This window comes from Actinomadura gamaensis (assembly GCF_042652125.1).
Lineage (GTDB): Bacteria > Actinomycetota > Actinomycetes > Streptosporangiales > Streptosporangiaceae > Spirillospora > Spirillospora gamaensis.
In genome coordinates this window covers 532,918-557,546 of the sequence record NZ_JBHSIT010000005.1, presented here as the reverse complement: position 1 = coordinate 557,546, position 24,629 = coordinate 532,918, and the positions used below count along the sequence as shown (strand labels likewise).

General features: G+C 75.4%; 23 protein-coding genes and 1 pseudogene. 15 read left to right on the top strand and 9 right to left on the bottom strand.

The features are described from left to right. Nucleotides 1-3 precede the first annotated feature (3 nt). Genes ACFPCY_RS20225 through ACFPCY_RS20190 form a run of 8 tightly spaced genes read left to right on the top strand, consistent with a single transcriptional unit; the run spans nucleotide 4 to nucleotide 6,721 of the window. Nucleotides 4-840 carry a family 3 encapsulin nanocompartment shell protein gene (locus ACFPCY_RS20225; RefSeq protein WP_378257333.1) on the top strand — a complete coding sequence of 279 codons (837 nt, stop codon included), beginning with the start codon at nucleotides 4-6 and terminating at the stop codon, nucleotides 838-840. Next, on the top strand, nucleotides 840-1,685 hold the full coding sequence (locus tag ACFPCY_RS20220; protein ID WP_378257332.1) for a transketolase: 846 nt from the start codon (nucleotides 840-842) through the stop codon (nucleotides 1,683-1,685). The genes ACFPCY_RS20225 and ACFPCY_RS20220 overlap by 1 nt, the downstream gene beginning before the upstream one ends. Then, a complete protein-coding gene (locus tag ACFPCY_RS20215) occupies nucleotides 1,682-2,779 on the top strand; it encodes a transketolase family protein (RefSeq protein WP_378257330.1) in 1,098 nt (365 codons plus the stop codon). Before ACFPCY_RS20220 ends, ACFPCY_RS20215 begins: the two co-directional genes overlap by 4 nt. Continuing rightward, complete coding sequence (gene lysW / locus ACFPCY_RS20210) at nucleotides 2,754-2,921, top strand: lysine biosynthesis protein LysW (protein WP_378257328.1); 168 nt, start codon at nucleotides 2,754-2,756, stop codon at nucleotides 2,919-2,921. The genes ACFPCY_RS20215 and lysW overlap by 26 nt, the downstream gene beginning before the upstream one ends. After that, nucleotides 2,918-3,889 carry a lysine biosynthesis protein LysX gene (gene lysX, locus ACFPCY_RS20205; RefSeq protein WP_378257326.1) on the top strand — a complete coding sequence of 324 codons (972 nt, stop codon included), beginning with the start codon at nucleotides 2,918-2,920 and terminating at the stop codon, nucleotides 3,887-3,889. Before lysW ends, lysX begins: the two co-directional genes overlap by 4 nt. Next, nucleotides 3,886-4,893 (top strand): N-acetyl-gamma-glutamyl-phosphate reductase, encoded by a 1,008-nt coding sequence (gene argC, locus ACFPCY_RS20200; protein WP_378257325.1) that lies wholly within the window; start codon nucleotides 3,886-3,888, stop codon nucleotides 4,891-4,893. Before lysX ends, argC begins: the two co-directional genes overlap by 4 nt. Further along, nucleotides 4,893-5,693 (top strand): [LysW]-aminoadipate kinase, encoded by an 801-nt coding sequence (locus tag ACFPCY_RS20195; RefSeq protein ID WP_378257323.1) that lies wholly within the window; start codon nucleotides 4,893-4,895, stop codon nucleotides 5,691-5,693. The genes argC and ACFPCY_RS20195 overlap by 1 nt, the downstream gene beginning before the upstream one ends. Further along, nucleotides 5,690-6,721, top strand: coding sequence for a M20/M25/M40 family metallo-hydrolase (locus ACFPCY_RS20190; RefSeq protein ID WP_378257321.1), 1,032 nt, complete (start codon nucleotides 5,690-5,692; stop codon nucleotides 6,719-6,721). The genes ACFPCY_RS20195 and ACFPCY_RS20190 overlap by 4 nt, the downstream gene beginning before the upstream one ends. 12 nt (nucleotides 6,722-6,733) lie before the next feature. Here the strand turns inward: ACFPCY_RS20190 and ACFPCY_RS20185 are convergent, their stop codons facing one another. Together ACFPCY_RS20185 and ACFPCY_RS20180 are read right to left on the bottom strand one after the other, a co-directional pair. After that, nucleotides 6,734-9,157 (bottom strand): ATP-binding protein, encoded by a 2,424-nt coding sequence (locus ACFPCY_RS20185; RefSeq protein WP_378257319.1) that lies wholly within the window; start codon nucleotides 9,155-9,157, stop codon nucleotides 6,734-6,736. A gap of 255 nt (nucleotides 9,158-9,412) precedes the next feature. Further along, a complete protein-coding gene (locus ACFPCY_RS20180; protein ID WP_378257318.1) occupies nucleotides 9,413-10,267 on the bottom strand; it encodes a dienelactone hydrolase family protein in 855 nt (284 codons plus the stop codon). 265 nt (nucleotides 10,268-10,532) lie between these two features. Between ACFPCY_RS20180 and ACFPCY_RS20175 the strand changes: the two genes are divergently transcribed. Continuing rightward, complete coding sequence (locus tag ACFPCY_RS20175) at nucleotides 10,533-11,114, top strand: RNA polymerase sigma factor (RefSeq protein WP_378257316.1); 582 nt, start codon at nucleotides 10,533-10,535, stop codon at nucleotides 11,112-11,114. A gap of 49 nt (nucleotides 11,115-11,163) precedes the next feature. On the opposite strand, the gene ACFPCY_RS20170 is transcribed toward ACFPCY_RS20175, so the two are convergent. After that, a complete protein-coding gene (locus tag ACFPCY_RS20170) occupies nucleotides 11,164-11,742 on the bottom strand; it encodes a TetR/AcrR family transcriptional regulator (protein ID WP_378257313.1) in 579 nt (192 codons plus the stop codon). 72 nt (nucleotides 11,743-11,814) lie between these two features. On the opposite strand from ACFPCY_RS20170, the gene ACFPCY_RS20165 reads away from it, so the two are divergent. Next, complete coding sequence (locus ACFPCY_RS20165; RefSeq protein ID WP_378257311.1) at nucleotides 11,815-12,312, top strand: FBP domain-containing protein; 498 nt, start codon at nucleotides 11,815-11,817, stop codon at nucleotides 12,310-12,312. A gap of 78 nt (nucleotides 12,313-12,390) precedes the next feature. On the opposite strand, the gene ACFPCY_RS20160 is transcribed toward ACFPCY_RS20165, so the two are convergent. From ACFPCY_RS20160 to ACFPCY_RS20145, 4 genes are all read right to left on the bottom strand, one after another. Further along, nucleotides 12,391-13,983 (bottom strand): beta-N-acetylhexosaminidase, encoded by a 1,593-nt coding sequence (locus ACFPCY_RS20160; RefSeq protein ID WP_378257309.1) that lies wholly within the window; start codon nucleotides 13,981-13,983, stop codon nucleotides 12,391-12,393. A 275-nt stretch (nucleotides 13,984-14,258) separates the two neighbouring features. Continuing rightward, nucleotides 14,259-14,813 (bottom strand): DUF5709 domain-containing protein, encoded by a 555-nt coding sequence (locus tag ACFPCY_RS20155; protein WP_378257307.1) that lies wholly within the window; start codon nucleotides 14,811-14,813, stop codon nucleotides 14,259-14,261. Nucleotides 14,814-14,837: 24 nt separating this feature from the next. Then, nucleotides 14,838-15,887 (bottom strand): NAD-dependent epimerase/dehydratase family protein, encoded by a 1,050-nt coding sequence (locus ACFPCY_RS20150; RefSeq protein WP_378257306.1) that lies wholly within the window; start codon nucleotides 15,885-15,887, stop codon nucleotides 14,838-14,840. Nucleotides 15,888-16,086: 199 nt separating this feature from the next. Further along, a complete protein-coding gene (locus ACFPCY_RS20145) occupies nucleotides 16,087-16,647 on the bottom strand; it encodes a DUF4142 domain-containing protein (RefSeq protein ID WP_378257304.1) in 561 nt (186 codons plus the stop codon). Nucleotides 16,648-16,834: 187 nt separating this feature from the next. Between ACFPCY_RS20145 and ACFPCY_RS20140 the strand changes: the two genes are divergently transcribed. Both ACFPCY_RS20140 and ACFPCY_RS20135 read left to right on the top strand, forming a co-directional pair. Continuing rightward, a complete protein-coding gene (locus ACFPCY_RS20140) occupies nucleotides 16,835-18,088 on the top strand; it encodes a PP2C family protein-serine/threonine phosphatase (RefSeq protein ID WP_378257302.1) in 1,254 nt (417 codons plus the stop codon). A gap of 67 nt (nucleotides 18,089-18,155) precedes the next feature. Continuing rightward, on the top strand, nucleotides 18,156-18,602 hold the full coding sequence (locus ACFPCY_RS20135) for a YybH family protein (protein WP_378257300.1): 447 nt from the start codon (nucleotides 18,156-18,158) through the stop codon (nucleotides 18,600-18,602). Nucleotides 18,603-18,638: 36 nt separating this feature from the next. On the opposite strand, the gene ACFPCY_RS20130 is transcribed toward ACFPCY_RS20135, so the two are convergent. Continuing rightward, nucleotides 18,639-19,022, bottom strand: a complete 384-nt coding sequence (locus ACFPCY_RS20130; RefSeq protein WP_378257299.1) for a DUF2255 family protein — start codon at nucleotides 19,020-19,022, stop codon at nucleotides 18,639-18,641. A gap of 106 nt (nucleotides 19,023-19,128) precedes the next feature. On the opposite strand from ACFPCY_RS20130, the pseudogene ACFPCY_RS20125 reads away from it, so the two are divergent. Beyond that, a pseudogene (locus tag ACFPCY_RS20125) lies at nucleotides 19,129-19,314 on the top strand (TetR/AcrR family transcriptional regulator); the annotation flags it as partial. Between the two features lie 372 nt (nucleotides 19,315-19,686). Here ACFPCY_RS20125 and ACFPCY_RS20120 read toward each other — a convergent pair. Then, nucleotides 19,687-20,262: a TetR/AcrR family transcriptional regulator gene (locus ACFPCY_RS20120; protein WP_378257298.1), complete on the bottom strand. Its 576-nt coding sequence runs from the start codon at nucleotides 20,260-20,262 to the stop codon at nucleotides 19,687-19,689. A gap of 417 nt (nucleotides 20,263-20,679) precedes the next feature. Between ACFPCY_RS20120 and ACFPCY_RS20115 the strand changes: the two genes are divergently transcribed. Both ACFPCY_RS20115 and ACFPCY_RS20110 read left to right on the top strand, forming a co-directional pair. Beyond that, nucleotides 20,680-21,945 (top strand): hypothetical protein, encoded by a 1,266-nt coding sequence (locus tag ACFPCY_RS20115; RefSeq protein WP_378257297.1) that lies wholly within the window; start codon nucleotides 20,680-20,682, stop codon nucleotides 21,943-21,945. A 10-nt stretch (nucleotides 21,946-21,955) separates the two neighbouring features. Next, nucleotides 21,956-24,622: an AfsR/SARP family transcriptional regulator gene (locus ACFPCY_RS20110; RefSeq protein ID WP_378257295.1), complete on the top strand. Its 2,667-nt coding sequence runs from the start codon at nucleotides 21,956-21,958 to the stop codon at nucleotides 24,620-24,622. The last annotated feature ends 7 nt before the right edge of the window (nucleotides 24,623-24,629 follow it).

The window sequence follows — 24,629 nt, the reverse complement described above, 5'->3', positions numbered from 1 at the left end:
TCCATGTCCGACGTGCGCATGATGCTGGACGACCCGGAGCTGACCCACCGCAGCCCCGGCGAGGAGTTCGCGCTCGCCCACGCCCGGCACGGGCCGAAGGCGGCGGTGGAGCTGCGCGCCTCGATCAGCGACCTGTTCCCGCCCGCGAAGCGGCGGCCGAGGCTGACCGTCCGGCACCTGCTGCGCAAGGCGGTCGTGGACGCCGACGAGGTCACCGTGTTCACCGAGCGCGCCGAGAACGTCGCGGCGGACGACGCCGCGCCCGAGTGGGAGTTCCAGGTCGGGGCGCGGACCGTCCGGACCGAGACGATCCGCGCGGCCGTGCGGGTGCCCGCCGAGGTGCTCGCCGACCCGGCCGCGCTCGCCGCGTTCGTCGACTACCGGCTGCTCGTCCGGCTCGGGACGGCCGAGAACGACGCGCTGCTGAACGGCTCGGGCGGCATCGAGGGCCTGCTGCGCACGCCGGGCGTCCGGCGCCGCGAGCCCCGCGCCACCGACCGGACGGCCGCCTCGACGCTGCTGGCCACGGCCGCCCTGTGCGAGTGGTACGGCGGGTCCGCGGACGGGATCGTCCTGCATCCGGACGACTGGTGGCCGCTGGTCGAGGACGGCGCGTTCCTGGAGCGCCTCGCCACGCAGGGCGTCAAGGTCGGCCGCACCCGCATGGTCCCGCCCGGCACGGCCCTGGTCGGCGACTTCACCGCCGCGGCGACCCTGCTCGACCGGCGCTCGTCCACGATCCGCCTGGCCGGGGACGAGCTGGTCGCCGAGATCCGGGAGGGGCTCGCGGTCCACCTGCCGGGCCACTTCGTGCTCGCCACGCTCCCGGGCCGACGCTGATGGACCCCCACGGCCCGCCCCCGACCAGCGTGGACCTGGCGGCCACGGCGCACCGGGTGCGCGAGCACGTCGTCGGCATGTGCGCCGGGCCGGAGGGCGGCCACCTCGGCGGGTCGATGTCGCTGGTGGAGATCCTCACGCTGCTGTACTTCGACGTCCTGAACGTCGATCCGGCGCGGCCGGACGCGCCCGACCGGGACATCCTCGTCCTGAGCAAGGGGCACGGGGCGATCTGCCTGTACGCGGTGCTGGCCGAGCGCGGCTTCTTCCCGGTCGGGGAGCTCGCCGAGTACGCCCGTCCGGGCAGCCGGCTGATGGGGCATCCCGTGCGCGCCGTCCCGGGCGTGGAGATGCCGACCGGATCGCTCGGGCACGGGCTGGCGCTCGCCACCGGTTTCGCCGTCGCCTCCCCGGCGCGGCGCTGCTTCGCCGTGATGGGAGACGGCGAGTTGCAGGAGGGATCGGTCTGGGAGGCGGCGATGAGCGCCGCCTCGCTCGGGCTGGGCAACCTGACGGCCGTCATCGACCGCAACCGCTTGCAGCTCAACGGGCCCACCGAGGACACCGTCGCGCTCGAACCGCTCGCCGACCGCTGGCGCGGCTTCGGCTGGACGGTCCGGGAGGCCGACGGGCACGATTTCGGCGCGCTGCGCTCGGCGCTCACGCCTGGTGCGACGGGCCGTCCGACGGGCCGTCCGATGGTGGTGATCGCGCACACCGTGAAGGGACGCGGGCTGCCGTCGATCGAGGGGCGCGTTCGCTCCCATTACGCGACCCTGGGCGGGCGGCAGGCCGAACGCGCCCTGGCCGTCCTGCGCGCCCGGCACCGAAGGGCGACCTCGTGACCGCCGGCCCGGAACGCTCCGCAGAGCGGCGGCCGGCGCAGCGGTCGGCGCGGGAGGTCTATCGCGACCTGCTGCCGGAGCTGATGCTGGCCGACGAGCGGCTGTACTGCCTGGACAGCGACACCGGGCTGTTCGATCCGGACGCGTTCGCGGACTTCCCCGGCCGCTACCTGAACCTCGGCATCGCCGAGCAGGCGCTGATGGGGACGGCGGCGGGCCTGGCCGCGAGCGGCAAGATCCCCTTCGTCACGACCATGGCGACCTTCGCGACGACCCGCGCGCTGGAGGCCGTCAAGATCGACATCGTCTACAACGCGCTTCCCGTCCGGATCGTGGCGACGCACGGCGGGCTGGCCGCCGGGCACCTCGGCCCGACCCACCACGCCCTGGAGGACCTCGCGGTCACGCGGACGCTGCCGGGGCTCACCGTGGTCGTCCCCGCGGACGCCGCGCAGGCCGAGGCCGCGATCCGGCAGGCCGCGGCGCTGCCCGGCCCGCTCTACGTCCGGCTCGGCCGCAAGGCCACCCCGGACGTGGCGAGCGCCCTGAACGTGGCGGGCGGCGGCTCGAACGCGGACGGCGGCTCGAACGCGGGCGGCGGCGCGAACGCGGACGGCGGCTCGGACGCGGGCGGCGGCGCGTTCGAGATCGGCCGCGCGCAGCGGCTGCGCCCCGGCCGCGACCTCGCGATCATCGCGTGCGGCCCGCACCCGGTGCTGGCCGCGCTGGACGCCGCCGACCGCCTCGCCGAGCACGGTGTCCGGGCCGCCGTGCTCAACCTGCACACGCTGCGCCCGCTCGACGCGGACGCCGTCGTCGGCGCCGTCGCGGGCACCGCCGGCGCCGTCACGGTCGAGGAGCACTGGCGGTCGGGCGGGCTCGGCGGCGCGGTCGCCGAGACGCTCGCCGAGCACGCGCCCGCCCGCGTCGTCCGCGTGGGGATGCCCGACACGTTCGCCGAGCGGGCGGGCGGCCAGCGCGACCTGCTCGACCGGTACGGCATCACCGCGGACGCGGTCGTCGCGGCGGCGACCGACCTGATCGGCCGAATCCCTGGAGGTGGCACGGATGATCCCGACCTGTCCCGAGTGTGAGGCCCCCGTCGAGCTCGCCGAGCCGGTGCGGCTGAGCGAGATCGCGCAGTGCGCCGACTGCTCCAGCGAGCTGGAGGTGGTCGGCCTGGACCCGGTCGCGCTGGCGCTCGCCCCCGAGATCGAGGAGGACTGGGGCGAGTGAGGCCGCTGGCCGTACTCGCCTCCCGGGTGCGGTACGAGGAGAAGCGCGTCCTCGCCGCCCTGGAACGGCGCGGGGTGCCGTACGTCCACCTCGACACCCGCCGGTTCAGCGCCGAGCTGGGCGGCCGGGACCCCGGCGGCGCCGAGCCCGGCGGCGCGGCGGAGCCGCCCTGCGCGGAACCGCCCTACGCGGAACCGCCCTGCGCGGAACCGCCCTACGCGGCGGCGCTGAACCGGGAGATCTCGCAGAGCCGCGGCCTGTACGCGTCGCTGCTGCTGGAGGCGCGGGGCGTCCCGGCGGTCAACCGGTCCGAGGTGATCGGCGTGTGCGGCGACAAGCTGCGCACGTCGCTGGCGTTGGAACGTGCCGGAGTGCCCGCGCCGCGCACGGCGGTCGCGCTCGCCCCCGAGGAGGGCGCCGGCGCCGCCGAGCGGCTCGGCTACCCGGTGGTGATCAAGCCGCTCGCGGGCTCCTGGGGACGGCTCGTGGCGGTGGCCCGCGACCGCGCGGCCGCCGAGGCCCTGCTGGAGCACCGCGCGGCCCTGCCGTCCCCGCAGCAGCACATCGTCTACCTCCAGGAGTTCGTCGAGAAGCCGGGACGCGACATCCGCGTCATCGTCGCCGGGGACGAGGTCGTCGGCGCGACCTACCGCTACGCGGACGGCTGGCGCACCAACGCGGCCCGGGGCGCCCGGTCCGAGCCGTGCCCGCTCGTCCCGGAGGTGACGGACCTCGCGCTGGCCGCCGCCGAGGCCGTGGGCGGCGGCGTCCTGGGCGTCGATCTGATCGAGGGCCCGGATCGCCTGCTCGTGCTCGAAGTCAACCACGCCGTCGAGTTCCAGAGCTTCCAGACCGCCCACGGCGACTCCCTGGACGTGGCGGACGCGATCGTCTCCCATGCCCTCGCGGTGGCACGAAGTCATGAACGGCCGGCGCCGCCTCCGTCCGGACTGCGGGAGGCGCGATGATCCGCGTCGCGGTCATGGGAGCCGCCGGATACCTGGGCGGCGAGCTGCTGCGGCTGCTCCTCGGGCATCCCGGGGTCGAGATCGGCCAGGCGCTCTCCACGCGGTTCCCCGGCCGCCGGATCGACACCGTCCACCCCAACCTGCGCGCCCAGACCGACCTGGCGTTCAGGGCGCCGGACGACCTGGCCGACTGCGACGTCCTGTTCACCGCGACTCCGCACCGCACCACCATGACTCTGCTCCCCCGCGTGCGGGAGCGGGCCGGAACGGTCATCGATCTGTCGGGCGACTTCCGGCTCCCCGACCCCGAGGTCTACGAGCGGTACTACGGCGTCCCGCACGCCGCGCCCGAACTGCTCGGCTCGTTCGTCCCCGGCGTCCCCGAGCTGTTCCGGGACGAGCTGGCCACGGCCGACCTGATCAGCGTGCCGGGGTGCATGGCCACCGCCGCGATCCTCGCGCTGCGCCCGCTCGCCGGGCTGGTCGCGCCGGACGTCCAGATCGACGCCCGCACCGGCTCCAGCGGCTCCGGCGCGCTCGCCGGGGACGGCAACCTGCACGCCGAGCGCAGCGGCGCGATGCGGGTGTTCGCCCCGGTCCGGCACCGGCACGAGGCCGAGGTGTCCCGGCTGACCGGGCTGCGCGCGCGGATGACCGCGACCGGCGTCGAGGCCGTCCGCGGCGTGCAGGTCGTGTGCCACGCGACGGGCGACGCGGACGAGAAGGCCGTCCGGCGCGCCTACCGGGAGCACTACGCGGACGAGCCGTTCGTCCGGATCGTCGCGCACCGCCGGGGCACGCACCGGCTGCCCGACCCGAAGCTGCTGTCCGGTTCCAACTACTGCGACGTCGGGTTCGCGGCGGACGGCGGCCGGATCACCGCGATCGCCGCGCTGGACAACCTGGTCAAGGGCGGCGCGGGCGCGGCGGTGCAGTGCCTCAACGTCCGCACCGGCCAGCCCGAGCCCCTCGGCCTGGGGTTCCCCGGCCTGCACCCGATCTGATGGGGCTCACCGTGGTGAAGTGCGGCGGCGCGGTGCCGCCCGAGCCGGTCTGCGCCGACCTCGCCGGACGCGCCGGCGAGGTCGTCCTGGTCCACGGCGGCGCGCCGGAGATCGAGCGGCTGTCCGCCGAGCTGGGGGTGCCCGCGCGCACGCTCGTCTCCCCCAGCGGCGTGACCAGCCGCCACACCGACCCCGCGATGCTCGACGTGGTCACCCTCGCCCTCACCGGACGCGCCAAACCGCGGCTGCTGCGCGCCCTCGCCGCCCACGACGTCCCGGCCGTGGGACTGACCGGGCTGGACGGCGGCCTCCTGCGCGCCCGGCGCAAGACAGCGCAGCGCGCCGTCCGGGACGGCCGGACGGTCATCGTCCGCGACGACCACAGCGGGCGCGTCACGGGCGTCCGGCCCGAGCTGCTGCGCACCCTGCTCGGCGCCGGGTTCGTCCCGGTGCTGTCGCCGCCCGCCACCGGCGAGGACGGCGCGCCCGTCAACGTGGACGCCGACCGCGCCGCCGCGGCGGTGGCGGTCGCGCTCGGCGCCGCGCGGCTCGTCCTGCTGACCTCGGCGCCGGGCGTCCTGCGCGACGCGTCCGACGACGCCAGCCTGCTCGCCCGCTGCGCGCTGCCGCGCGAGGGGCCGGTGCCGCACGCGGCCAGCGGCGGCATGCACCGCAAGCTGATCGCCGCCCGCGAGGCGCTGCTCGGCGGCGTTCCGCGGGTGTCGGTCTCCGACGGGCGGCTCCCCCGTCCGGTCACCGCCGCCCTGGGCGGCGCAGGCACCACCCTGGAGATCACATGAGCACCCCGGTCGACCTGCTGCTCGGCATGCTCGCCATCCCCTCGCCGTCCGGGCGGGAGGGCGAGCTCGCGCGGTTCCTGGAGAAGGCCATGGACGACCTCGGCCTCGCCGCGCGCCGCGACGAGGCGGGCAACGTGATCGGCGACGTCGGCGCGGGCGGCGGCCCCGTCGTGATGCTCCTCAGCCACCTCGACACCGTGGACCGGCCGCTGCCGGTGCGCCGCGAGGCCGGCCGCCTGGTCGGGCGCGGCGCGGTCGACGCCAAGGGCCCGCTCGCCGCGATGATCAGCGCGGCGGCGGCCCGGCCGTCCTTCCCCGGCACGATCCGGGTGGTCGGCGCGGTGGAGGAGGAGCGGCTGTCGCGCGGCGGCGAGCACCTCGCCCGGACCGTCCCGGCGCCGGACGCGCTGCTGGTCGGCGAGCCGAGCGGCTGGTCGCGGGTGGTGCTCGGCTACAAGGGCAAGATCGACGTCGGTTACCGGGTGACCCGGCCCGCCACCCACTCCACCAACCCGGCCGCCAAGGCCACCGACGTCGCGCTCGGCTTCTGGCACGACCTGCTGGACGCGCTCGGTCCCGAACGCGACCACGCGGCGTTCGGCCGCCCCGCCGCCACGCTGCGCGGGATGCGCGGCGATCCGGTCGAGGCCGAACTCGACATCGACTGCCGGATCCCGGTCGGCTTCGACGTCACGGCGTTCGCGGCGCGCCTGGACGCCTGCGCGAACGGCGGCGAGGTCACGATCGTCCGGCACGTCCCGGCCGTGCGCAGCCCGCGCTCCGACCCGGTCGTGCGCGCGGTCTCGGCCGCGATCCGGCGGGAGGGCGGCGAGCCCCGGCCCACGCTGAAGACCGGCACGTCCGACATGAACACCGTCGCCCCGCACTGGACCATGCCCATGGCCGCCTACGGCCCCGGCGACGGCTCCCTGGACCACGGCGACGACGAGCACATCGAGATCGCCGAGTACCTGCGCGGCGTCGCCGTCCTCACCGGCGCGCTCGACGAACTCGCCGCCACCCTGTGACCGGCGGCGTCCTCACGGCTCGCGCGCGTCGCCGCGGACGACCCACGCGGCGATCTGCGCGCGGTTCGCGAACCCCATCTTCGTCAGGACGTTCTGGACGTGCGTGTCCACCGTCCGCGTGGAGATCGTCAGCTTCTCGGCGATGGCCCGGCTGGTGAGCCCCTCGGCCACGAGCGCGGCGATCTGCCGCTCGCGGCCGGTCAGCGGGCTCTCGACCGCTTCGGCCGCCGATCCGGGTCCGGGCCGGGGTCCTTGCCGGGGACCGGGTTCGGGTTCCGGATCGGCGAGGGCGAAGCGCAGGGCCTCTTCGCGGGACAGGGCGCGTCCGGCGGCGAACGCCGCGTCGAAACGGTCGTCGCCGAGCGCCGCGCGGGTGCGGCCGATGTGCGTCCGGTGCGGCAGGCCGGCGACGAGATCGGCGGTCGTTCCGATGCGGTCCCAGAAAGCGGCGGAGATCCCGAACAGCGTCGCGGCGCGCGCGTGCTCGCCCTGCCGGTCGGCGATCCAGGCCAGGGCGTCCACCCGGTAGGCGAGGCCGTGCTCGTCGCCGGTCCGCAGGTCGAGCCGGAGCGCGGCGACGGCGGCCTCCCGCGCGACCGCCGCATCACCGAACTCGACCTCGACGACGGCCCGCCCGAACAGCGACATCGCCTGGTAGAACAGCTCCCCGGCGTCCGCGCAGACCTGGTGCATCCGGGCCAGGGACCGGCGCGCGGCGACCGGCTCGCCGTCCCGGTAGGCGAGCGCGACCCCGTGGACGAACAGCGGATGCAGCTCGGCCCGCACCTCGCCGTGGGCGCGGAACGCCGCGCACGCCGCGGCGGCGAGATCGACCGCCCCGGGCTGCTGGGTCAGCAGCGCCGCGAACGCCCGCACGTGCGCGATCGTCGCGGTCAGGATGTCGCCACGGCCGTCCGAGGTGCCGTCCGCGTCGTCGGCGTCGGCGTCGTCAGGGCCGAGAGTTTCGGCCTGGGACAGCATGCGGGCCATCCCGTCGAGGTCGCCCAGCCAGAGGGCGTAGAGGGCGCACCTGGCCAGGGCGAGCGCGCGGTCCGGATGATCGGGCGGGGCCGCGGCCAGGGCACGCTCCAGCCAGGTCCGGGCCTCGCCCGCGAGGCCGCGCAGCGTCCAGTACTCGACGAGGCGGGTGGCCATGCGCAGCGCGGTCCCCGCCTCGCCGGGCCGCGAGAGCGACCAGTCCAGCGCGGCGCGCAGGTCGGCGTGCTCCTCGCGCAGGCGCCCGATCAGTTCGAGCTGGCGGTCGCTCACCCAGTCCCGCTCGGCCGCCTCGGTCAGCTCGTCGTACCACCGCCGGTGCCGGCGGGCCACGCGCTCGTGCTCGCCGTCGCGGCACGACCGCTCCCGCCCGTACTCGCGGACGGTCTGGAGCATCCGGTACCGCACCCCGCCCGCGTGCTCCCGGCGGACGAGGATCGACTTGTCCAGCAGGCTGTCGATGAGCCCCAGGACGTTCTCGACGGCGATCCTTCCGGGGACCTCGCCGTCGGAGGCGTCGTCGGCGTCGGCGTCGGCGTCGGCGTCGTCGGCGTAAGCGTCGTCGGCGCAGATCCGTTCGGCGGCTTCCAGGCCGAACGAGCCGGTGAACACCGAAAGCCGCGCCCAGGCGCGCTGCTCGGACGGCGTGCAGAGGTCGAAGCTCCAGTCCAGCGTCGCGCGCAGCGTGCGCTGACGCGGCGGCAGGGTGCGCGGGCCGGACGTCAGCAGACGGAAGCGGTCCGCCAGGCGCTCGACGATCTGCTCGGGCGACAGCGAGCGGACGCGGGCGGCGGCCAGCTCGATCGCGAGCGGCAGCCCGTCGAGCCGCCGGCAGAGCTCGACCAGCACGTCCCGGTCACCCGGGCCGTCCGCGCCGCCGAAGCCGTCGGGGTCGCCAGGGCCGTCCGCGGAGGCGGGGGCGTCCACCGAGCCGGGCCACACGGCCGCCGCCCGTTCGCGGAACAGCCGGACCGCGTCGTCCACCGGGAGCGGCTCGACCGGCAGCACCCACTCCCCCGGCACCCGCAGCGTCTGGCGGCCGGTGCACAGCAGCACGAGGCGGTGGCAGCCGGTGAGCAGCGCGGTCGCGAGCTCGGCGCAGGCGTCGACGAGGTGCTCGCAGTTGTCGAGCACGATCAGGGTCTCCCGGTCGCGCAGGTGCTCGACGAGCGCGCGGGTGATCGACGCGTCCGCCAGGTGGTGCAGCCCGAGCCGGTCGGCGACGAGGTGGGGCAGCAGCGCCGGGTCGCGCAGCTCGGCCAGCTCCACGAACGCCACGCCGCCCGGGAACGCGTCCGCCTGCCGGTGGGCGATCCGGGCGGCCAGGCGCGACTTGCCGACCCCGCCGGGGCCGGTGAGCGTGATCAGCCGCGCCCTGCCGAGCAGCCGCCGCGCCTCGGCGGTCTCCCGCTCGCGGCCGACGAAGCCCGTCACCGCCACCGGCGGCGCCGCGATCATGAAAGCGGGCCCGCCGCCGCGCCGGCCCGGCCGTTCCGCCTGTCCGTCCGCATCCACACCACCCGATCAGCACCGCCCGATCAGCACCGCCCGATCAGCACCACCAGCACGGTCGTGACGCGGGCTCACGCTAGTGGACGGCGCGAGGCCGCCGCCAGCCATGACGGCGGCCTCACCCGATCGGGAGGGGGCGCGGACGGGCGGCTCAGCCGGGAGCCGGGGGCGCCGCGCGTCCGGTCAGAGCGGGCAGGTGTCGGTGAAGGTGGCGACGGCCGGGTCGCCCGCCGGAGCCGGGCAGAGGAACCGGTCGTAGCGGGTGTCGTCGTCCACGAACCGCTTCAGCCAGGCGATCGAGTACTTCGCGACGGTGGTGTCGGGCCGGATGAAGGTGAGGTGGTCGCCTCCGTTCAGCTCGACCAGCGCCTTGTCGCGGCCCGCCGCGTTCCGGTAGAAGCGCTCGGCGAAGGAGCCGACCGACGCGACGCGGTCCCCGGTCGCGCCGATGATCATGGTCGGGGACGTCCCGGACGGGTTGCCCAGGTCCCACGGCGCGAGCGCGACCGCGGCCTTGAGCGACGGCTGCGCGGCCTCGGCCTCCAGGATCCCGCCGCCGCCCATCGAGTGGCCCATCACCGCCAGGCGGGCGGGGTCGACGCGCCCGCGCACGGCGGACGACCCCGTCAGGTACCGCAGCGCGGCCAGCAGTTGCCGGCCGCGCTGGGCGGGCTGGTCCCAGGGGGAGATGCTGTCCAGGGTCATGACCACGAACCCCTGCGACGCCAGGCGCGGCCCGTACCAGGCGACGGACGCCTGCGGCCCGTTGAAGCCCGGCATGACCGCGACCGCCCCGAACCTGCCCCGGGACGTGTCGGTCGGGTAGTAGATCGTCCCGTCGTTGAACCCGGCGCCGCTGCGGGACGGCACCTTGACCTGCGCGATCGCGAACGGCCCGCGCTCGGCGGTGATGCTCTCCTGCGTCGGGGCCGGGCCGCGCTCGTACGGATTGGCGCCGGCGTCGGCGGGCGCGGCCAGGCAGAACGCCGCGGCCAGCGCCGCTCCGGCGGCCGACGTCCTGGTCCAGGTCGGTTTCATGGCGGCTCCTAGGGCTCGGGGCGGGCGGAAGGAGCCTGCCGGAAGCGGGCGGTCCCGGCCATCGGACGAATCACGTATCCGCCGTCCCGGGCCCCGCCTGCGGAATTCTACGGATGCACCGGGGCGGCCCGCGTGCCTACCGTGCTCCGAGCCGCGGGCCCGGCATGGCGCAGGTCACGTCCGGCGCCGGGGGGACGTGCTCGCCGAGCGGGCCGGCCGCCTCCCGTCCGCACCGCGCTCGCGGCGGGAAGGATGGCGAGCACGAGTGGAGGAACGCGCGCGGGGCGTCCGGGGCCTACCGGACGCCGACTTGGTGGCCGCGGTGCGTGCGGGCGACGTGGACGCGTCGGGCGAGCTGTTCGCCCGGCACCATCGGTCGGTGCTGGCGTACGCGCGCGGCCTCGCCCACGACGAGCACACCGCCCAGGACCTGACCAGCGAGGCGTTCACGCGGACGCTCGCGGCGCTGCGGTCGGGCGGCGGCCCGGTCGCGGGTCCGCGCCCCTACCTGTACGCGGTCGTGCGGAACGCGGCGGTCGACTGGGCCAGGAAGGCCCGGCGGACGGTCGTCACCGACGAGCTCGCCGCCTGGGCCGAGCGGTCCGGCGACGCCGCCGGGACGGACGCCCTCGGCGACCCGGCCGAGAACGCGGCGGTGGCGCGGGCCTTCCGCTCGCTGCCGCGCCGCTGGCAGGTCGTCCTGTGGCACACCGTGGTCGAGGACGAGGCCGTCCGCGAGGTGGCGGGCGCGCTGGGCCTGAAACCGGGCGCGGTGACGCAGCTGTCGTTCCGCGCCCGCGAAGGGCTCCGCCGCGCTTACCTGAAGGCGGGCTCGGCCCCGCCGTGAACCCCGCCCGCCTCCGCGCGATCAGACCGCGCCGGGAGTCAGGCAGGGCTCAGGCGGGTGGTGCGGGCGTCGGCCAGTGGCGTAGGGCGACGTCCAGGGCGTCCAGGGTCCTGCGCCAGGAGGTCTCCGATTCGCCGGAGTGCTCGAAGCCGCCGGTCGCCTCCAGGCTGACGAAGCCGTGGAACGTGCTGCCCAGCAGCCGGACGGCGTGGGTCTGCTCCTCCTCCGGGACGCCGTAGCCGCGCAGGATCGCCCGCGCCATCGCCGAGTGGCGGGGGCCGGCGCTGCGGAGGGCCGTCTCCGTGTCGAGGCGCATCCTGGTGGCGGCGTAGCGGCCGGGATGCTCGCGCGCGTAGGCGCGGTAGGCGTCGGCGAACGCGACCAGGGCGTCCTTGCCGGCGCGTCCGGACACCGCGTCCGAGACCCGGTCGGCCAGCTCCGCGAGGGCGAGCAGCGCCACCCGGACGCGCAGGTCGTGGGCGTTGGCGACGTGGGAGTACAGGCTCGCCACCGTCACGTCGAACCTGCGCGCGACCGCCGAGGCGGTCACCTTGTCGAAGCCGACCTCGTCGGCCAGTTCCGCCCCCGCGCGCGCCAGGCGCTCGACGGTCACTCCGGCCCGTGCCATGAGCCCCCTCTCAGAAAACTAAAGGCTTTAATAATTTGCATGGTACTCCTAGGAGGACCTACCGTCGAGGTCATGAACCCGCTCACCGAACACGACATCCGCACGTCCTTCGTCAACTGCTCCAAGGGCGAGGCGAAGCGGCTGCACCTGCCCCGGGACTTCGCCGACCTGCCATGGGACGACCTGGACTTCCTCGGCTGGCGCGACCCGGCCGCGCCCGACCGCGCCTACCTGGTCGCCGAGCACGGCGGACGGCTCGTCGGCCTCGCGCTGCGCGCCACCGCCGGAGCGTCCCGCGGCTTCACCTCGCGCAGCATGTGCTCGCTCTGCCTCACCACCCGGACCGGCGGCGGCGTGGCGCTGCTGACCGCGCGCCGCACCGGCGAGGAGGGCCGCCAGGGCAACTCGGTCGGCCGCTACATGTGCTCCGACCTGGCCTGCTCCCTGTTCGTCCGGGGCCGGAAGGAGTCGGCCAGCGCCCGCGAGATGGACGAGACCCTCACCCTCGACGAGAAGATCGCCCGCACCCGCGCCAACCTGCGCGACCTGCTGGACACGGTCATCCGCTGACGCGGCGGATCCGCACGCACGTGGACACGGTCATCCGTTGGCGCGGCGGATCCGCGGACGAGGTTCCGTGAACGAGGGTCAGGACCAGGGGACCTTCGGCGAGCGGTAGTAGTCGATGCCGAGCGCCTCGAAGCGGGGGCCTTGGGCGGCGAGGCGCGTCCGGTAGGCGTTCCAGTCGTGCGTGGACGCCGGAGACCAGCCGAGCTCGGCGATCCCGGGCAGCCTCGGGAACGCCATGTACTCGATGTCCGCGCTGGTCTTCAGGGTCTCCGTCCAGATGGGGGCCTCGACGCCCAGGATCGCGGCCGGCGGCGCGCCGGGCAGGTAGGCGCCGGGGTTCCAGTCGTAGGAGCGGTCGACCTCCACGTATCCGGCCCAAGCCTGGCCGAGCGGCGTCCGGGCGTCGTACTTCATGTCCAGGTAGGCGCGGTCGGCGGGCGACAGCACCAGCTTCGCGCCATGGACGGCGGCGTCGGCGACCTGCTTCCGCTCGGCCTGCCCGGTGAAGTCGCCGCCCCAGTACTGGAGGACGGCCCCCGGCGCCGGATGGCCGCTCGCGAGCTGGTGCCAGGCCATCACCGTCCTGCCGTGCCGCGCCACGATGGGCTGCGCCTTGTCCATGTAGGTGACGTACTGGTCGTGCGGGGTCGAGTGCGCCTCGTCCCCGCCGATGTGGAAGTACCTGCTCGGCGACATCGCGGCGATCTCCCGCACCACGTCGTCCACGAACCGGTAGGTGATCTGCTTGGGCACGCACAGGGAGCTGAAGCCCACGTCGGTGCCCGTGTAGAGCGGCGGCGCGACGCCGTTGCAGTTGAGGTCGGCGTAGGACGCGAGCGCGGCGTTCGTGTGCCCCGGCGTGTCGATCTCGGGGACGACCTGCATGTACCGGGACGCCGCGTGCGCGACGATCTCCCGGAACTGCGCCTTGGTGTAGTGGCCGCCCTTGCCGCCGCCGACCTCGGTCGATCCGCCGTAGCTCGCCAGCCGGGGCCAGGAGTCGATCGCGATCCGCCAGCCCTGGTCGTCCGACAGGTGCAGGTGCAGCGTGTTGATCTTGTAGAGGGCGAGCTCGTCGATGTACCGCTCGACCTGCCGGACGGTGAAGAAGTGGCGGCTGACGTCGAGCATCGCGCCGCGGTAGGCGTAGCGCGGCGCGTCCCGGACCGTCCCGCCCGCGATCCGCCATGGCCCGCGCTGCCGGGACCGGCGCTCGACCGCGGCGGGCAGCAGCTGGCGCAGCGTCTGGACGCCGTGGAACAGCCCGGCGGGCCGCCGCGCGGTGATCGTGACCCCGCTCCGGCCCGCGCTGAGCCGGTAGCCCTCCTCGCCCAGCGCGCGGTCGGACGCGGCGAGCCGCAGCGCGATCGCGTTCCCGCCGTGCCCGGTGGTGACCGGCAGCCGGTACCCGGTGGACGGCCTCAGCACCCCCGCCAGGTACGCGCCGAGGGCCCGGACCTGCGGCGAGGCGTCCACGCGGATCGCCGTCCCGGCGTTCAGCGTGAACGGCGCGCCGCCGGGCGCGACCGACGCGGGAGCGGGCACGATCTGACCGAGCGGACGCGGCGGCGGCGCCGTCGCGCCGGTGGCGACCGGCGCGGCCGAGACGCTCGCCGCCGCGCCGAGCAGCAGCGTTCCGATGATCGCGGGCAGGGGCAGGTTCCGTCGCACGGGCGCGTCCTTCCGCCGGGGAGCTCGCGATCATCGTCGGCTCCCCGCCCCCTCCGGTCAACCGGCAATCATCGCCGAAATTCCGCCCCGGACGTCACTCCCGTGCCCCGGGCCGGCGGGTCGCACCCCGCGGCCGGAGCCCGGCGGGTCGCTTCCGCGCCCGAGCCCGGCGTGTCGCTTCCGCGCGGGAGCCCGGCGTGTCGCTTCCGCGCCGGAGGCCGGCGTGTCGCTTCCGCGCCGGAGGCTGGCGGGGCGCTTCCGCGCGGGAGCGCGGGTCATTCCGGCTCGACGTGCATGGCGTCCTCTTCGGCGGTGAAGCCGCCCGCGTCGGGGCCGACCTCGGTCGCGGTCTCGTCCGGGTCCCTTACCGGGTGGGCCCCTTCGTCCGGGGCCACGAGCCTGCCCGCCGGGCGCGGCTCGTCCCAGAACTCGCCGGACGGCTCCCCAGGCTGGGCCGGGTTCTCCTCGGGGAGGCCCTCGGACGGCTCGTGCCTGGTGTCCAGGTCCGCGCCGACGCCGAGACCGCCCTCGTCGGTCAGCGGCGGGCTCAGCACCTCGTCGTCGTCCTCGCGCGGGACCGGCTCGTCGGCGCCGAAGAACGCCTGCTCCTCGGGCTCCTCGCGCTGGAGCCGGAGCGCGGCCGGTTCGCCCTGCGCCTGCTCGTCGGCCGTGGTGCCGAACTCGTCCAGCGTGAGCGAGCGCTCGCCGGGCAGCGTCTCCTCCTGCGGGTCGACCGCCTGCTGCTGGCCGGGAGTGCCCTTCTGGAGGTCGGGGATCCCCTCGTCCTCCATCCGCGAGCGGGGGTCGGGTTCCGGAACGTGATGAGACATGGTTTCGCTCCCTTCTCGAAGTGGTCAGGGCCTGCCGCCGACGCCGGTGAGGAACTCGCGGATCCGCAGCGGCCCGCCGGTGGACGGGGACAGCGGCGGCGTCGGCAGCCCCGCGCCGTCGCGCAGCCCTTGGAGGAACTCCCCGATCGCCTCGACGGAGGTCCGGGTCGGGGTCCAGCCGAGCTTGGCGCGGGCCCGCGCGGTGTCCATGATCGGGACACGCAGGGCCAGGTCCAGAAGCTGCGGCGACGCGGGGACCATCCGCAGCGTCCAGGCCGCCGCCAGCGCGGCCCGCACCGCCGGGACCGGCAGCCGGACCTTGCGCGCGCCCAGCATCTCCGCCAGCACGTCGGGATCGACGACCGGGTCGGCCGCCAGGTTGAACGCGCCCCGGACGTCACGCAGGACGGCCAGCCGGAACGCCTCCCCCGCGTCCGCCGAGTGGAGCGCCTGGAAGCGCAGGCCCGGCAGGTCGGGGACGATCGGGATCAGGTCGGGCCGGGCGAGGCGCCCCGGCAGCAGCGGCCCGGCGAACAGGCGCCGCTGGCCGGACGCCGCCTCGCGCTCGAAGATGAAGCCGGGCCGCATCCGCACCACCCGGCAGCCGGGGTGCTCGGCCTCGAACGCGTCGAGCGTCCGCTCGACGTACGCCTTCTCGCGCCCGTAGGACGCCGTGGGCCAGCCGTGCGTGGGCCAGCTCTCGTCCACGGCCCGGTCCTGGGGGCCGGGCGAGTACGCGCCGACCGACGACGAGTAGACCAGCGCCGGCACCTTCGCCTCGGCCACGGCGCGGAACACCCGGGCGCTGCCGACCGCGTTGGCCCGCCAGGTCACCGTCGGGTCGTGCGTCGGCTGGAACAGCCAGGCCAGGTGGACGACCGCGTCGGCGCCGCGCAGGAGCGGGACCAGATCGGAACCGGCCACGTCCGCCTCCGCCCACTCCGTCTTGCCGATCGTCCATTCGGGCCGCCGGCGCGCCACCCCGAGGATCGACGTGACGTCCGGGTCCGCGCTGAGCGCCCGCACGGTGCTCGTGCCGACGTTGCCGGTGGCCCCGATGACGACAATCCGCATGCCTCTGCTCCCCCTCGGCCGCCCGTCCGGACGGGCGGACGGCCCTCAGTCGCCGGCGGGACGGGCCGTCACCGGCAGCACCCAGAAACGCCGGTCACGCCCCGGCCCGCCTCCCTCCGGGTTCGGAGAGGACAGGCCCTACCCCGCCACCGGGCGCCAAACGGCTGCGTCGGCGCCCCGAGGGAGGCGATATGCGTCACTAGTGCTGTTCCTGCTTCAGCATCGTCAGGTGCTTCTGCATGGTGGGCAGCGCCTGGCGGGCCATCCCGACCACGGTCGGGTCGGAGCCGTGGTCCACCTCGTACTGCGCCATCCCGATCGCCTGCTCGTGGTCGGTGATCAGCCCGGCGATCAGCTCGTTGTCGAACGCCGAGCCGGTGAGGCCGCCGATCTCCTGGCGCTGCGCGGCCTCCGCCGCGGTGGGGCCGGTCGGCAGGCCGACGTTCAGCCGGTGCGCCGTGTCGACGACCGCCTGGTCCATCCCCGTGTGGTCGCTCATCAGCGTCGCGCTCTCGGACTGGATCTGCCGGCTGCCGCTCTTGCCGCGCGCCAGCTCGCCCAGCTCGCCCTCGGCGACGTTGCCCTGGTGGGCCTGGCCGAGCCAGGTCCGGTCCTGGGCGCTGAGCCGCTCGGCGGGCGCCGGCGAGGCGGGCGGGGACGTGGGACGCGCGGCCGGGGAGGACGAGCCGTAGTGGCACCCCCCGGCCGCCAGCACGGTCGCGGCGGCCACCGCCGCCACCGGCCCTCGGATGATCGACATGATCAGGTCTCCTCACTCGCCGCCAAGCCGCTGCCGTCCCTCCTCTCCCGGCTTCCTGTCCCGCACGCGGGCGCTAAACCCGCGCCGCCCGCGGCGGGCCGCCACCGGGCCTTCGCGGGGTGTGACCAGGAGCCTCACGTGCGACGATCACGTAGTCTCACCTCCCGGCTGGCCTTACAGTTGGCGCGTGAACAATCCGACCAGCCGCCTGGACGACGCGACGCGGAAGCTCGAGAACATCCAGGCGTTCACCGACGAGGCGTTCGCCCACATGGACGTCGAGGAGTTTTTGGACACGCTGCTGGATCGGGTCCGCGACATCCTCGCGGTGGACACCGCCGTCGTGCTGCTCCTGGAGCGGCCGGGGCGGTTCCTCGTGGCGACGGCCGCGAAGGGGCTGGAAGAGGAGGTCGTCCAGGCCGCCCGCGTCCCCGTCGGGCAGGGCTTCGCCGGACGGGTCGCCGCCGAGCGGCGGCCGGTCTACATCGAGGACGTGCCCAGCGCCAACGTGTTCAACCCGCTGCTCGTCCAGCGGGGCCTGCGCGCGCTGCTCGGCGTCCCGCTCATCGCCGCGGGCTCCGTGCTCGGCGTCCTGCACGTCGGGACGACCACGCCGCGCCGGTTCACCACCGAGGAGGTGGAGCTGCTCCAGTTCGCGGCGAGCCGCGCGGCGAGCGCCGTGCAGGCCCTGCTCGGCCGCGCCGAGCGCGCGGGCGCCATGGAACTCCAGCGCAGCCTCGTCCCGGCCGCGCTCCCGGCGCTGCCGGGCATCGAGATGGCCGCCCGCTACCGGCCGGGCGCGGCCAGCGTCGGCGGCGACTGGTACGACGTGTTCACCCTGCCGTCCGGGCACGTCGGCATCGTCATGGGCGACGTGGCCGGGCACGGCCTCGGCGCCGCCGTGGTGATGGGCCGGATGCGCAGCGCCCTGCGCGCCTACGCGCTGGAGACGACCGACCCGGCCGAGGTGCTGGGCAAGCTCGACCGCAAGATCCAGCATTTCGAGCCGGCCGCGACCGCGACCGTGCTGTACGCGGTGTGCGATCCCGACCGGAACCGGCTGCGGATCTCCTCGGCCGGCCACTACCCGCCGGTCATGGCCGTCCCCGGGGAGCCCGCCCGCGCCGCCGGCGTGCCGAGCGACCTCCTGATCGGCCTGGACGACGACGTCCCCCGCCGCACCACGACCGTGGAGCTGCCGCCCGGCGCGGTGCTGTGCTTCTACACCGACGGCCTGGTCGAGCGCCGGGACGGCACGGTCGACACCGGCATCGCCCGCCTGTGCGAGGTGGCGTACGCGGGCCCGTCGGAGCAGGTCGGCGCGGCCGTGATGGCGGCGATGATCGGGCGGCACCAGGCCGAGGACGACGTCGCCCTGCTCGTCATGCGCCGCGTCCCCGCCGACGAGCCGGGCGACGGCGGGGACGGGACCGCCGCCTGACGTTCCGGCCGTCCGCGTCGTCGTAGGTGCGAGAGACCAAGGAATCGCACCTGCGGAGGGAACGACCATGACGACGACGACGCGGCGCGCCGGGGAAGAGACCGGGCTCCGGGCGCACATCGACAAGCTGATCGCGGGGATCGGGGCCAAGGACGTCGAGGCGCTGCGCGGCCTCTACGCGCCGGACGTGGTGTCGTTCGACGTCGAGCCGCCGCTCCAGCACGTCGGGGCGGACGCCAAGATGGCGAACTGGACCCGGGCGTTCGCGTTCTTCCGGGACCTGTCCTACGAGGTCCGCGACCTGGCCTTCACCGTGGGCGGCGACGTCGCGTTCGGCCACTGCTTCGGCCGCCTCGCCGGCACCCTGCCGGACGGCACGGCCACCGCGGGCATGTGGGTCCGCGCCACCTTCTGCTTCGAGCGGCGCGACGGCGCCTGGCTGATCGTCCACGACCAGGCGTCCGTGCCGTTCGACATCGCCACCGGCAAGGGCGTGAGCGACCTCGAACCGTGACCCGTCTCCCGTCCGCGGGCCGCGGGCCGCGGGCCGTCACGCCTCCGCGGTCGCGGGGAGGACGCGCAGGGTGGTGCCGCGCGGGCCGGGCCGGGTCATCGGCTCGGCCCACGGGGTGCTGCCGTACTTGGCCAGGTAGGCGGCGTCGATCTCGTCGTTGACGACGGGGTCGGTGGTGTTGACGAACGACACGTCCCGGGCCAGGCCGGCCGCCTCGATGCGGCCCCGGTGGGTGCTCTCGGCGGCGCGGTACCAGTGGCCCTCGGGGCCGTTGGCCGACCGGACGTACAGGTCGTCGCCGTTGCGGACGACCCAGATCGTGGTGGGGCGGCGCAGCGCGCCGTCCCGGTTCCGCGGCGCGATCCTGATCTCGGTCGCGTCGCCGATCGTGCTGAGGTCGTCGGAGTTCCAGGCGCTCATGCTGCGGTGATTCCCCGCCGGGACGGCGAGGCGCGCGGTTTGGCGGGAAGTTGACGCTGTCCAAAACCGCAGGAGGGGCGTCCGAGGGGGACGGTAGGTTGCCGTCATGGCGGGGAAGGCGCGGCGCGGGCCGTATTCGAAGGGGATCGCCCGGCGGGCGGAGATCCTCCGTGTGGCGCTGGAGGCGTACCAGGCGTCCGGACGGCCGGGGCCGTCGCTGAGGTCCATCGCCGACGCGGCCGGGCTCACCGAGGCGGGCGTCCTGCACTACTTCGGCAGCAAGGACGAGCTGCTCGTCGAGATCCTCGTCGCGCGGGACCGCGACTACGCCGAGAAGTACGACCTGTCGGCGCCGGGCGACGTCTGGGCGCTGCTCGCGCACACCGAGCGGACACCGGGGCTGGTCAAGCTGTTCGTGGACATGTCCGCGGCCTCGGCCGACCCGGCGCACCCGGCGCACGCGTTCATGCGGCGGCGGACGCGCTTCATCCTCGACCTGATCGAGAGCTGGGCCGGTCCGGGCCGGGAGTGGGAGGCGCGGGCGCTGCTCGCCGCCGCCGAGGGGCTCCAGATCCAGTGGCTGCGCGACCCGTCCGTCGACATCGTGGGCCATCTCCAGCGGCTGTCGGCGGTCCTCGGGCTGCTGCCGGCGGGCTCCGGGCCCCTACCGGACGCCGAGGTCGGCGAGGAAGCGCCGGGCGAGCCGCAGGACGTCGAGCCGGCCCGGGTCGCGTCCGCTGAGGACCCAGAAGAACGCCGGGCCGACGAGGGCGGCGGTCGCCTGGTCCATCGGGACGGGTAGCGCGGCCCGTCCGAGGACGCGTTCGATCACCGGCCGGGCGCTGTCGCCGAGCAGGTCACGCGAGGCGAGCAGCCGGGCGACGGCGGCGTCGTGCTGGGCCTCGCCGACCAGGGCGCGGTAGGCCGCCCCGGCCGGTGAGCGCACCAGGAACCGGACCAGCGCCTCCAGGTACGCCGCGACGTCGGCGACCGGCGCGCCGGTGGGACGGACGGCCAGCTCCTCCAGGGCGTCCTCGACGCAGGCCTCGAACAGGATCTCGGCCTTGGTCGCCCACCAGCGGTACACCGTCTGCCGGGAGACGCCGGCGCGCTCGGCGATGCCCTTCATGGTCATCGCCGCGTAGCCGACCTCCACGAGCAGATCGTCCACCGCGTGCAGGACGGCCGACCTGGCGAGTTCACTCCGCGGACGGCCGATCCGGCGAGTCTTGACGTCCATCGCCCGCACCCTACCGGGAGGCCGTCCCGCCGTCCGGCGCTCCGCCGGCCCCGCCGTCCGCTCCCCGGTTCCCGCCGCTCGGCCGGGGCGCGTCCCGTACCAGGGCACGTCATCCGCCGGACCGCTTCACTTATTGGACATCGTGCACCGTTTCTCACTACGGTTCCAGGGCACGCCGCCCGCGAGCCGCGTCGCTCCCCGCCGCCTTTACCCCGCGAGACCGCCGATCGTGACGGAGGTCTCGGCCGGACCATAAACCTAGCGTCGCAAGGTTTTTGATTTTAGGGTGAGCGGGCCGCGCCGCGAACCATCGGGCGCGTCGGTTCATCCCAGAAACGGGAGCCCCTTCCGCACCGGCGGCCGGGGCTCGCGCACGAACAGCGCATGTGGCCGGACGAGCAGGCTGGAAGTGGGCGTATGACGCGCAGCGACACCGAACGCCTCCGCGGTGCGGAGACCTCCCGGCGCCGGCTGCTCGCCGTGTCCGGGGGCGCCGCGCTGGCGGCTCTGGGCCTGGCGGGCTGCGGCACCGAGCACGACGGGGGCGGCGGCCGCCTCGCCTCCGCACGGGCGCAGGCGTCCGCACGGGCGCAGGGGAAGGTCAACGCGCCGCCCGCGCGGGGCGTCCTGGCCGCCAACGTCAACCAGGCCCTGGACAGGATCGACTTCGCCGAGCTGGCGGCGGTAGGCGGCACCTGGATCCGCGGTTTCTACGTCATGACGGACGCCGACCGAGGCGACCCGGCCTCCCAGGCGGGGCTGGCCAGGCTCCTCAACGCGTCCGCGCGCGGGTACGGCACCGTCCTGTCGACCAAGTTCCAGTACCGCGACCAGCCGATCCCCGCGCCGGGGAGTCCGGCCATGAAGACGGCCCTGGCGCGGCTGACCAAGGTGCTCGCCGCGACGCTCGGCAAGGTCGACATCCTGACGATCGGCAACGAGCCGTTCTTCGAGACGCGCCAGGCCGACCGGGCCACCGCCCGCATCAACGCCTTCTACGAGGCGCTCGCCGCGCACGCCGTCCAGTACCGGCAGGCGCATTTCGGGGCGCGCTGCAAGACCGAGCTCTACATGGGAGCGCTCAACGCGCTCGACCAGCCCGGTGGGCAGACCGCCCAGACCCGCCGCTGGATGACCTTCACCGCGCGCACTCCGGGCATCGCGGGCGTGGACGTCCACCCGCACGTGGCGAGCCTCGCGGCGGCGCAGAAGTACCTCGACTACGTGCTGCCGTTCCTCCGCGCCGACCAGCGGTTCCTCGCCACCGAGTTCTCGCTCGTCCAGCTCTGGAAGCAGCACATGACCGACCCGGTGAACCCGGCGTTCGCCCGCCGCCACGGCATCGCCGTGGGCACGCCGGTCTGGCAGGTCGTGAAGGGCGCGACGCAGCACCACATGGACGAGCAGACCTGGAACGACTTCCTGCTGTCCAACCAGTGGTTCGCCGCCGACCGGAACTTCCTGGCCGAGCAGATGCGGCGCTTCCGGGCGACCGGCAAGCTCGCGGTCGCCGGGTACGGCATCACCCAGGACGCGGCGATGGCGGCGAACGTCGGTCCGCACACCCCGCCCTGGCTGCTCAACAGCCTTTTCTGCCCCTACACCTGCAAGCCGGGACCGCAGGGCCTGCCGGGTCGCAACCGCACCTGGGCCGCCGAGTTCCGCGCCGCGCAGCAACGCTGAGAAACCCGTGATGTATCAAGTTCAGCTTCTCGGAGCCCTCCGGGTCACCCGCGACGGACGCGAGCTGCGTCCGGGCGGTCCGCTGCAGCAGGCCGTCCTCGCCATGCTGGCGCTGCGGGTCGGACGCCGCTGCGGCCCGGACGAGCTCGTGGACGGCCTGTGGGGCGAGGCTCCCCCGAACCACGCCGTCGGCACCCTGCGCAACTACGCCTACCGGCTCCGCGCCGCCCTCGGGAAGGACCAGGACGTCCTGGTCTCCGTCCAGGGCGGATACCTCCTGGACCTCCCGCCCGAGGCCGTGGACCTGGTCCGGTTCGAGCGTCTCGTCAAGGACGCCGAGCGCGCCCGCGCCGACGGGGCGATCGCCGAGGCCCGCCGGATCTACGACCAGGCGCTGCCGCTGTGGCGCGGCGTCCCGCTGGCCGGGGTGGCCGGTCCGCACGCCGAGCGCCAGCGCGACCGGCTCATGCACCTCCATCTGGACACCCGGCTCGCGGCGCTGCGCTGCATCGACGACCTGGGCGACCACGCCCGCGTCGCCGCCGACCTGGAACCGCTGATCGCCGCCCATCCGCTCCGCGAGGACCTGCGCGCCCTCCGCATGCGGGCGCTCTACCGCGCCGGGCGCACCGCCGACGCCCTGGCCGCCTACACCGAGGCGCGGAACGTGCTGACCGACGAGCTGGGGCTGGATCCGGGGCAGGAGCTCACCGAGCTGCGGGCCCAGATCCTCGCGGGCGAGAGCCTCGGCGACGGGACGCGGCAGGGCGCGGCGCCGCCGTCCGTCCGGGCCGGGAACGTCCCGCCGCCGCGCCAGCTCCCGCCGGTCCCGGCCGACCTCACCGGACGCGACAAGCTGCGCGAGGCGATCGTCGAGGCGCTCGCCCCGGACGAGGGCCACGTCCCGGTCGCGGTGCTGACCGGCATCGGCGGCGTCGGCAAGACCACGCTCGCCCTCGACGCGGGCCACCGGCGGCGCGCCGACTACCCCGACGGGCAGCTCTACGCCGACCTGCGCGGCGCGGGCCCGGACCCGGTCGCCCCCGAGACCGTCCTGCTGGACTTCCTGCTCGCTCTCGGGATGCCCGCCGCCGACATCCCGGCCTCGCTGCCGGCGCGCGCCGCGTCCTACCGCTCGCTGCTGGCGGACCGCAGGGTGCTGGTGGTGCTGGACAACGTCGCGGGCACCGCGCAGATCCAGCCGCTGCTGCCCGCCACGCCCGGCACCGCCGCGCTGGTGACCTCCCGCCGCCGCATCCTGCCCGTCGCGGGCGCGCGGCGGTTCGAGGTCGGGCTGCCGCCGCGGACCGAGGCGGTCGCGATGCTGTCCCGCTTCGCGGGCGCCGAGCAGGTCGCGGCGGCTCCCGAGCAGGCGGCCGCGCTGGCGCGGCTCTGCGGCTGGCTGCCGCTGGCGCTGCGCATCGTCGGGGCGCGGATCGCGGCCCGGCCCGAGCGCGGCCTCGCCGCCATGCTCGCCCGGATGGACGACGCCGGACGCAGGCTCGCCGAACTGCGGGCCGGTGACCTGTCGGTCGAGTCGTCGCTGAGCCTCGGCTACTCGGCGCTGGCGCCCGACCAGGCGCACGCGCTGCGCCGCTGCGCGCTGCTGCCCGGCTCGGGCTTCACCGTCCCGGTCGCCGCCGCCCTCCTCGACCTGCCCGAATGCCAGGCCGAGGACCTGCTGGAGCAGCTCGTGGACGCCGGCCTGCTCGAACCGCACGGCGCCGACCGGTTCCGCCTGCACGACCTCGTGCGGCTGTTCGCCCACCGGCGCGGCGAGCTGGAGGACAGCCCGGGCGACCGCGACGCGGCCCTGCTCCGGGTCGTCGCCTTCCTGCTGGACACCCTGGGGCGGGCGATGTCGGCGCCGACGAGCGGCTCGGCGGTCGTCGCGCGGCTGTTCGTCACCGTCCGTCCCGACCCCCGTCCCGGCCTGGTTCCCAGTGCCGGGCCGGGTCCGGGCGCCGGGCCGGGTGTGAGTGCCGGGCCGGGTGTGAGTGCCGGGCCGGGCGTGAGTGCCGGGCCGGGCGTGAGTGCCGGGCCGGGTGCGGGGGACGGGGCGGCGGCGCGGGCCTGGCTGCTCGCCGAGCACGACCTGCTCTGCTCGACGCTGGAGCTCGTGCTCAAGACCGTCCCGGCGGGGCTGCGGCAAGTCGTGGACGCGCTGGCGATGCTCGGCATCAGCGGCCTGTTCGAGGGACGCGCCCACCAGACGACCGTCGAGCAGCTCGTGGACCGGGCCGTCCAGGTGGCCCGGACCGCGGGCGACCCGACCGCCGAGTCCCGCGCGCTGCACACGCGGGCCTGGCTGTCCTACCTGAACCGCGACCTGACCGAGGCGGAGGCGGACCTGCGCGCCGCGCTGCGCCAGGCGACCGAGCACCGCGTCCCGCTCATCCCGCACGTCTCGGGCGTCCTGCTCACGGTGATGCTCGCGGAGCTCGGACGCGCGGACGAGGCGGGCCTGGCGTTCGCCGAGGCGTCCCGCCACACCTGCGCTCTCCCACCCGCTCCCGTCCCGGCGTCCGCCGCGCCGTCTCCCGGTCCCGCTTCCGCGCACGGTTCCGGCGCGTTCCGGCAGCCGGACCGCCGGTCCGCGCCGCCGGCGACGCTGCGCTGGTGGCCGCGCGGCTGCCGGGACGACACCGGCCCGCAGCCGTGCGGCACGCGGGTCTGAGCGCCCG

Excerpts from the sequence above, each read along its gene's own strand:
- ACFPCY_RS20150 (WP_378257306.1), bottom strand. The coding sequence starts at position 15,887 with ATGCGGATTGTCGTCATCGGGGCCACCGGCAACGTCGGCACGAGCACC.
- ACFPCY_RS20165 (WP_378257311.1), top strand. The coding sequence starts at position 11,815 with ATGAACCCGCTCACCGAACACGACATCCGCACGTCCTTCGTCAACTGC.
- ACFPCY_RS20115 (WP_378257297.1), top strand. The coding sequence starts at position 20,680 with ATGACGCGCAGCGACACCGAACGCCTCCGCGGTGCGGAGACCTCCCGG.
- ACFPCY_RS20225 (WP_378257333.1), top strand. The coding sequence starts at position 4 with ATGTCCGACGTGCGCATGATGCTGGACGACCCGGAGCTGACCCACCGC.
- ACFPCY_RS20130 (WP_378257299.1), bottom strand. The coding sequence starts at position 19,022 with ATGAGCGCCTGGAACTCCGACGACCTCAGCACGATCGGCGACGCGACC.
- argC (WP_378257325.1), top strand. The coding sequence starts at position 3,886 with ATGATCCGCGTCGCGGTCATGGGAGCCGCCGGATACCTGGGCGGCGAG.
- ACFPCY_RS20135 (WP_378257300.1), top strand. The coding sequence starts at position 18,156 with ATGACGACGACGACGCGGCGCGCCGGGGAAGAGACCGGGCTCCGGGCG.
- ACFPCY_RS20110 (WP_378257295.1), top strand. The coding sequence starts at position 21,956 with ATGTATCAAGTTCAGCTTCTCGGAGCCCTCCGGGTCACCCGCGACGGA.
- ACFPCY_RS20220 (WP_378257332.1), top strand. The coding sequence starts at position 840 with ATGGACCCCCACGGCCCGCCCCCGACCAGCGTGGACCTGGCGGCCACG.
- ACFPCY_RS20145 (WP_378257304.1), bottom strand. The coding sequence starts at position 16,647 with ATGTCGATCATCCGAGGGCCGGTGGCGGCGGTGGCCGCCGCGACCGTG.
- ACFPCY_RS20170 (WP_378257313.1), bottom strand. The coding sequence starts at position 11,742 with ATGGCACGGGCCGGAGTGACCGTCGAGCGCCTGGCGCGCGCGGGGGCG.
- ACFPCY_RS20190 (WP_378257321.1), top strand. The coding sequence starts at position 5,690 with ATGAGCACCCCGGTCGACCTGCTGCTCGGCATGCTCGCCATCCCCTCG.
- ACFPCY_RS20155 (WP_378257307.1), bottom strand. The coding sequence starts at position 14,813 with ATGTCTCATCACGTTCCGGAACCCGACCCCCGCTCGCGGATGGAGGAC.
- ACFPCY_RS20120 (WP_378257298.1), bottom strand. The coding sequence starts at position 20,262 with ATGGACGTCAAGACTCGCCGGATCGGCCGTCCGCGGAGTGAACTCGCC.
- ACFPCY_RS20180 (WP_378257318.1), bottom strand. The coding sequence starts at position 10,267 with ATGAAACCGACCTGGACCAGGACGTCGGCCGCCGGAGCGGCGCTGGCC.
- lysW (WP_378257328.1), top strand. The coding sequence starts at position 2,754 with ATGATCCCGACCTGTCCCGAGTGTGAGGCCCCCGTCGAGCTCGCCGAG.
- ACFPCY_RS20195 (WP_378257323.1), top strand. The coding sequence starts at position 4,893 with ATGGGGCTCACCGTGGTGAAGTGCGGCGGCGCGGTGCCGCCCGAGCCG.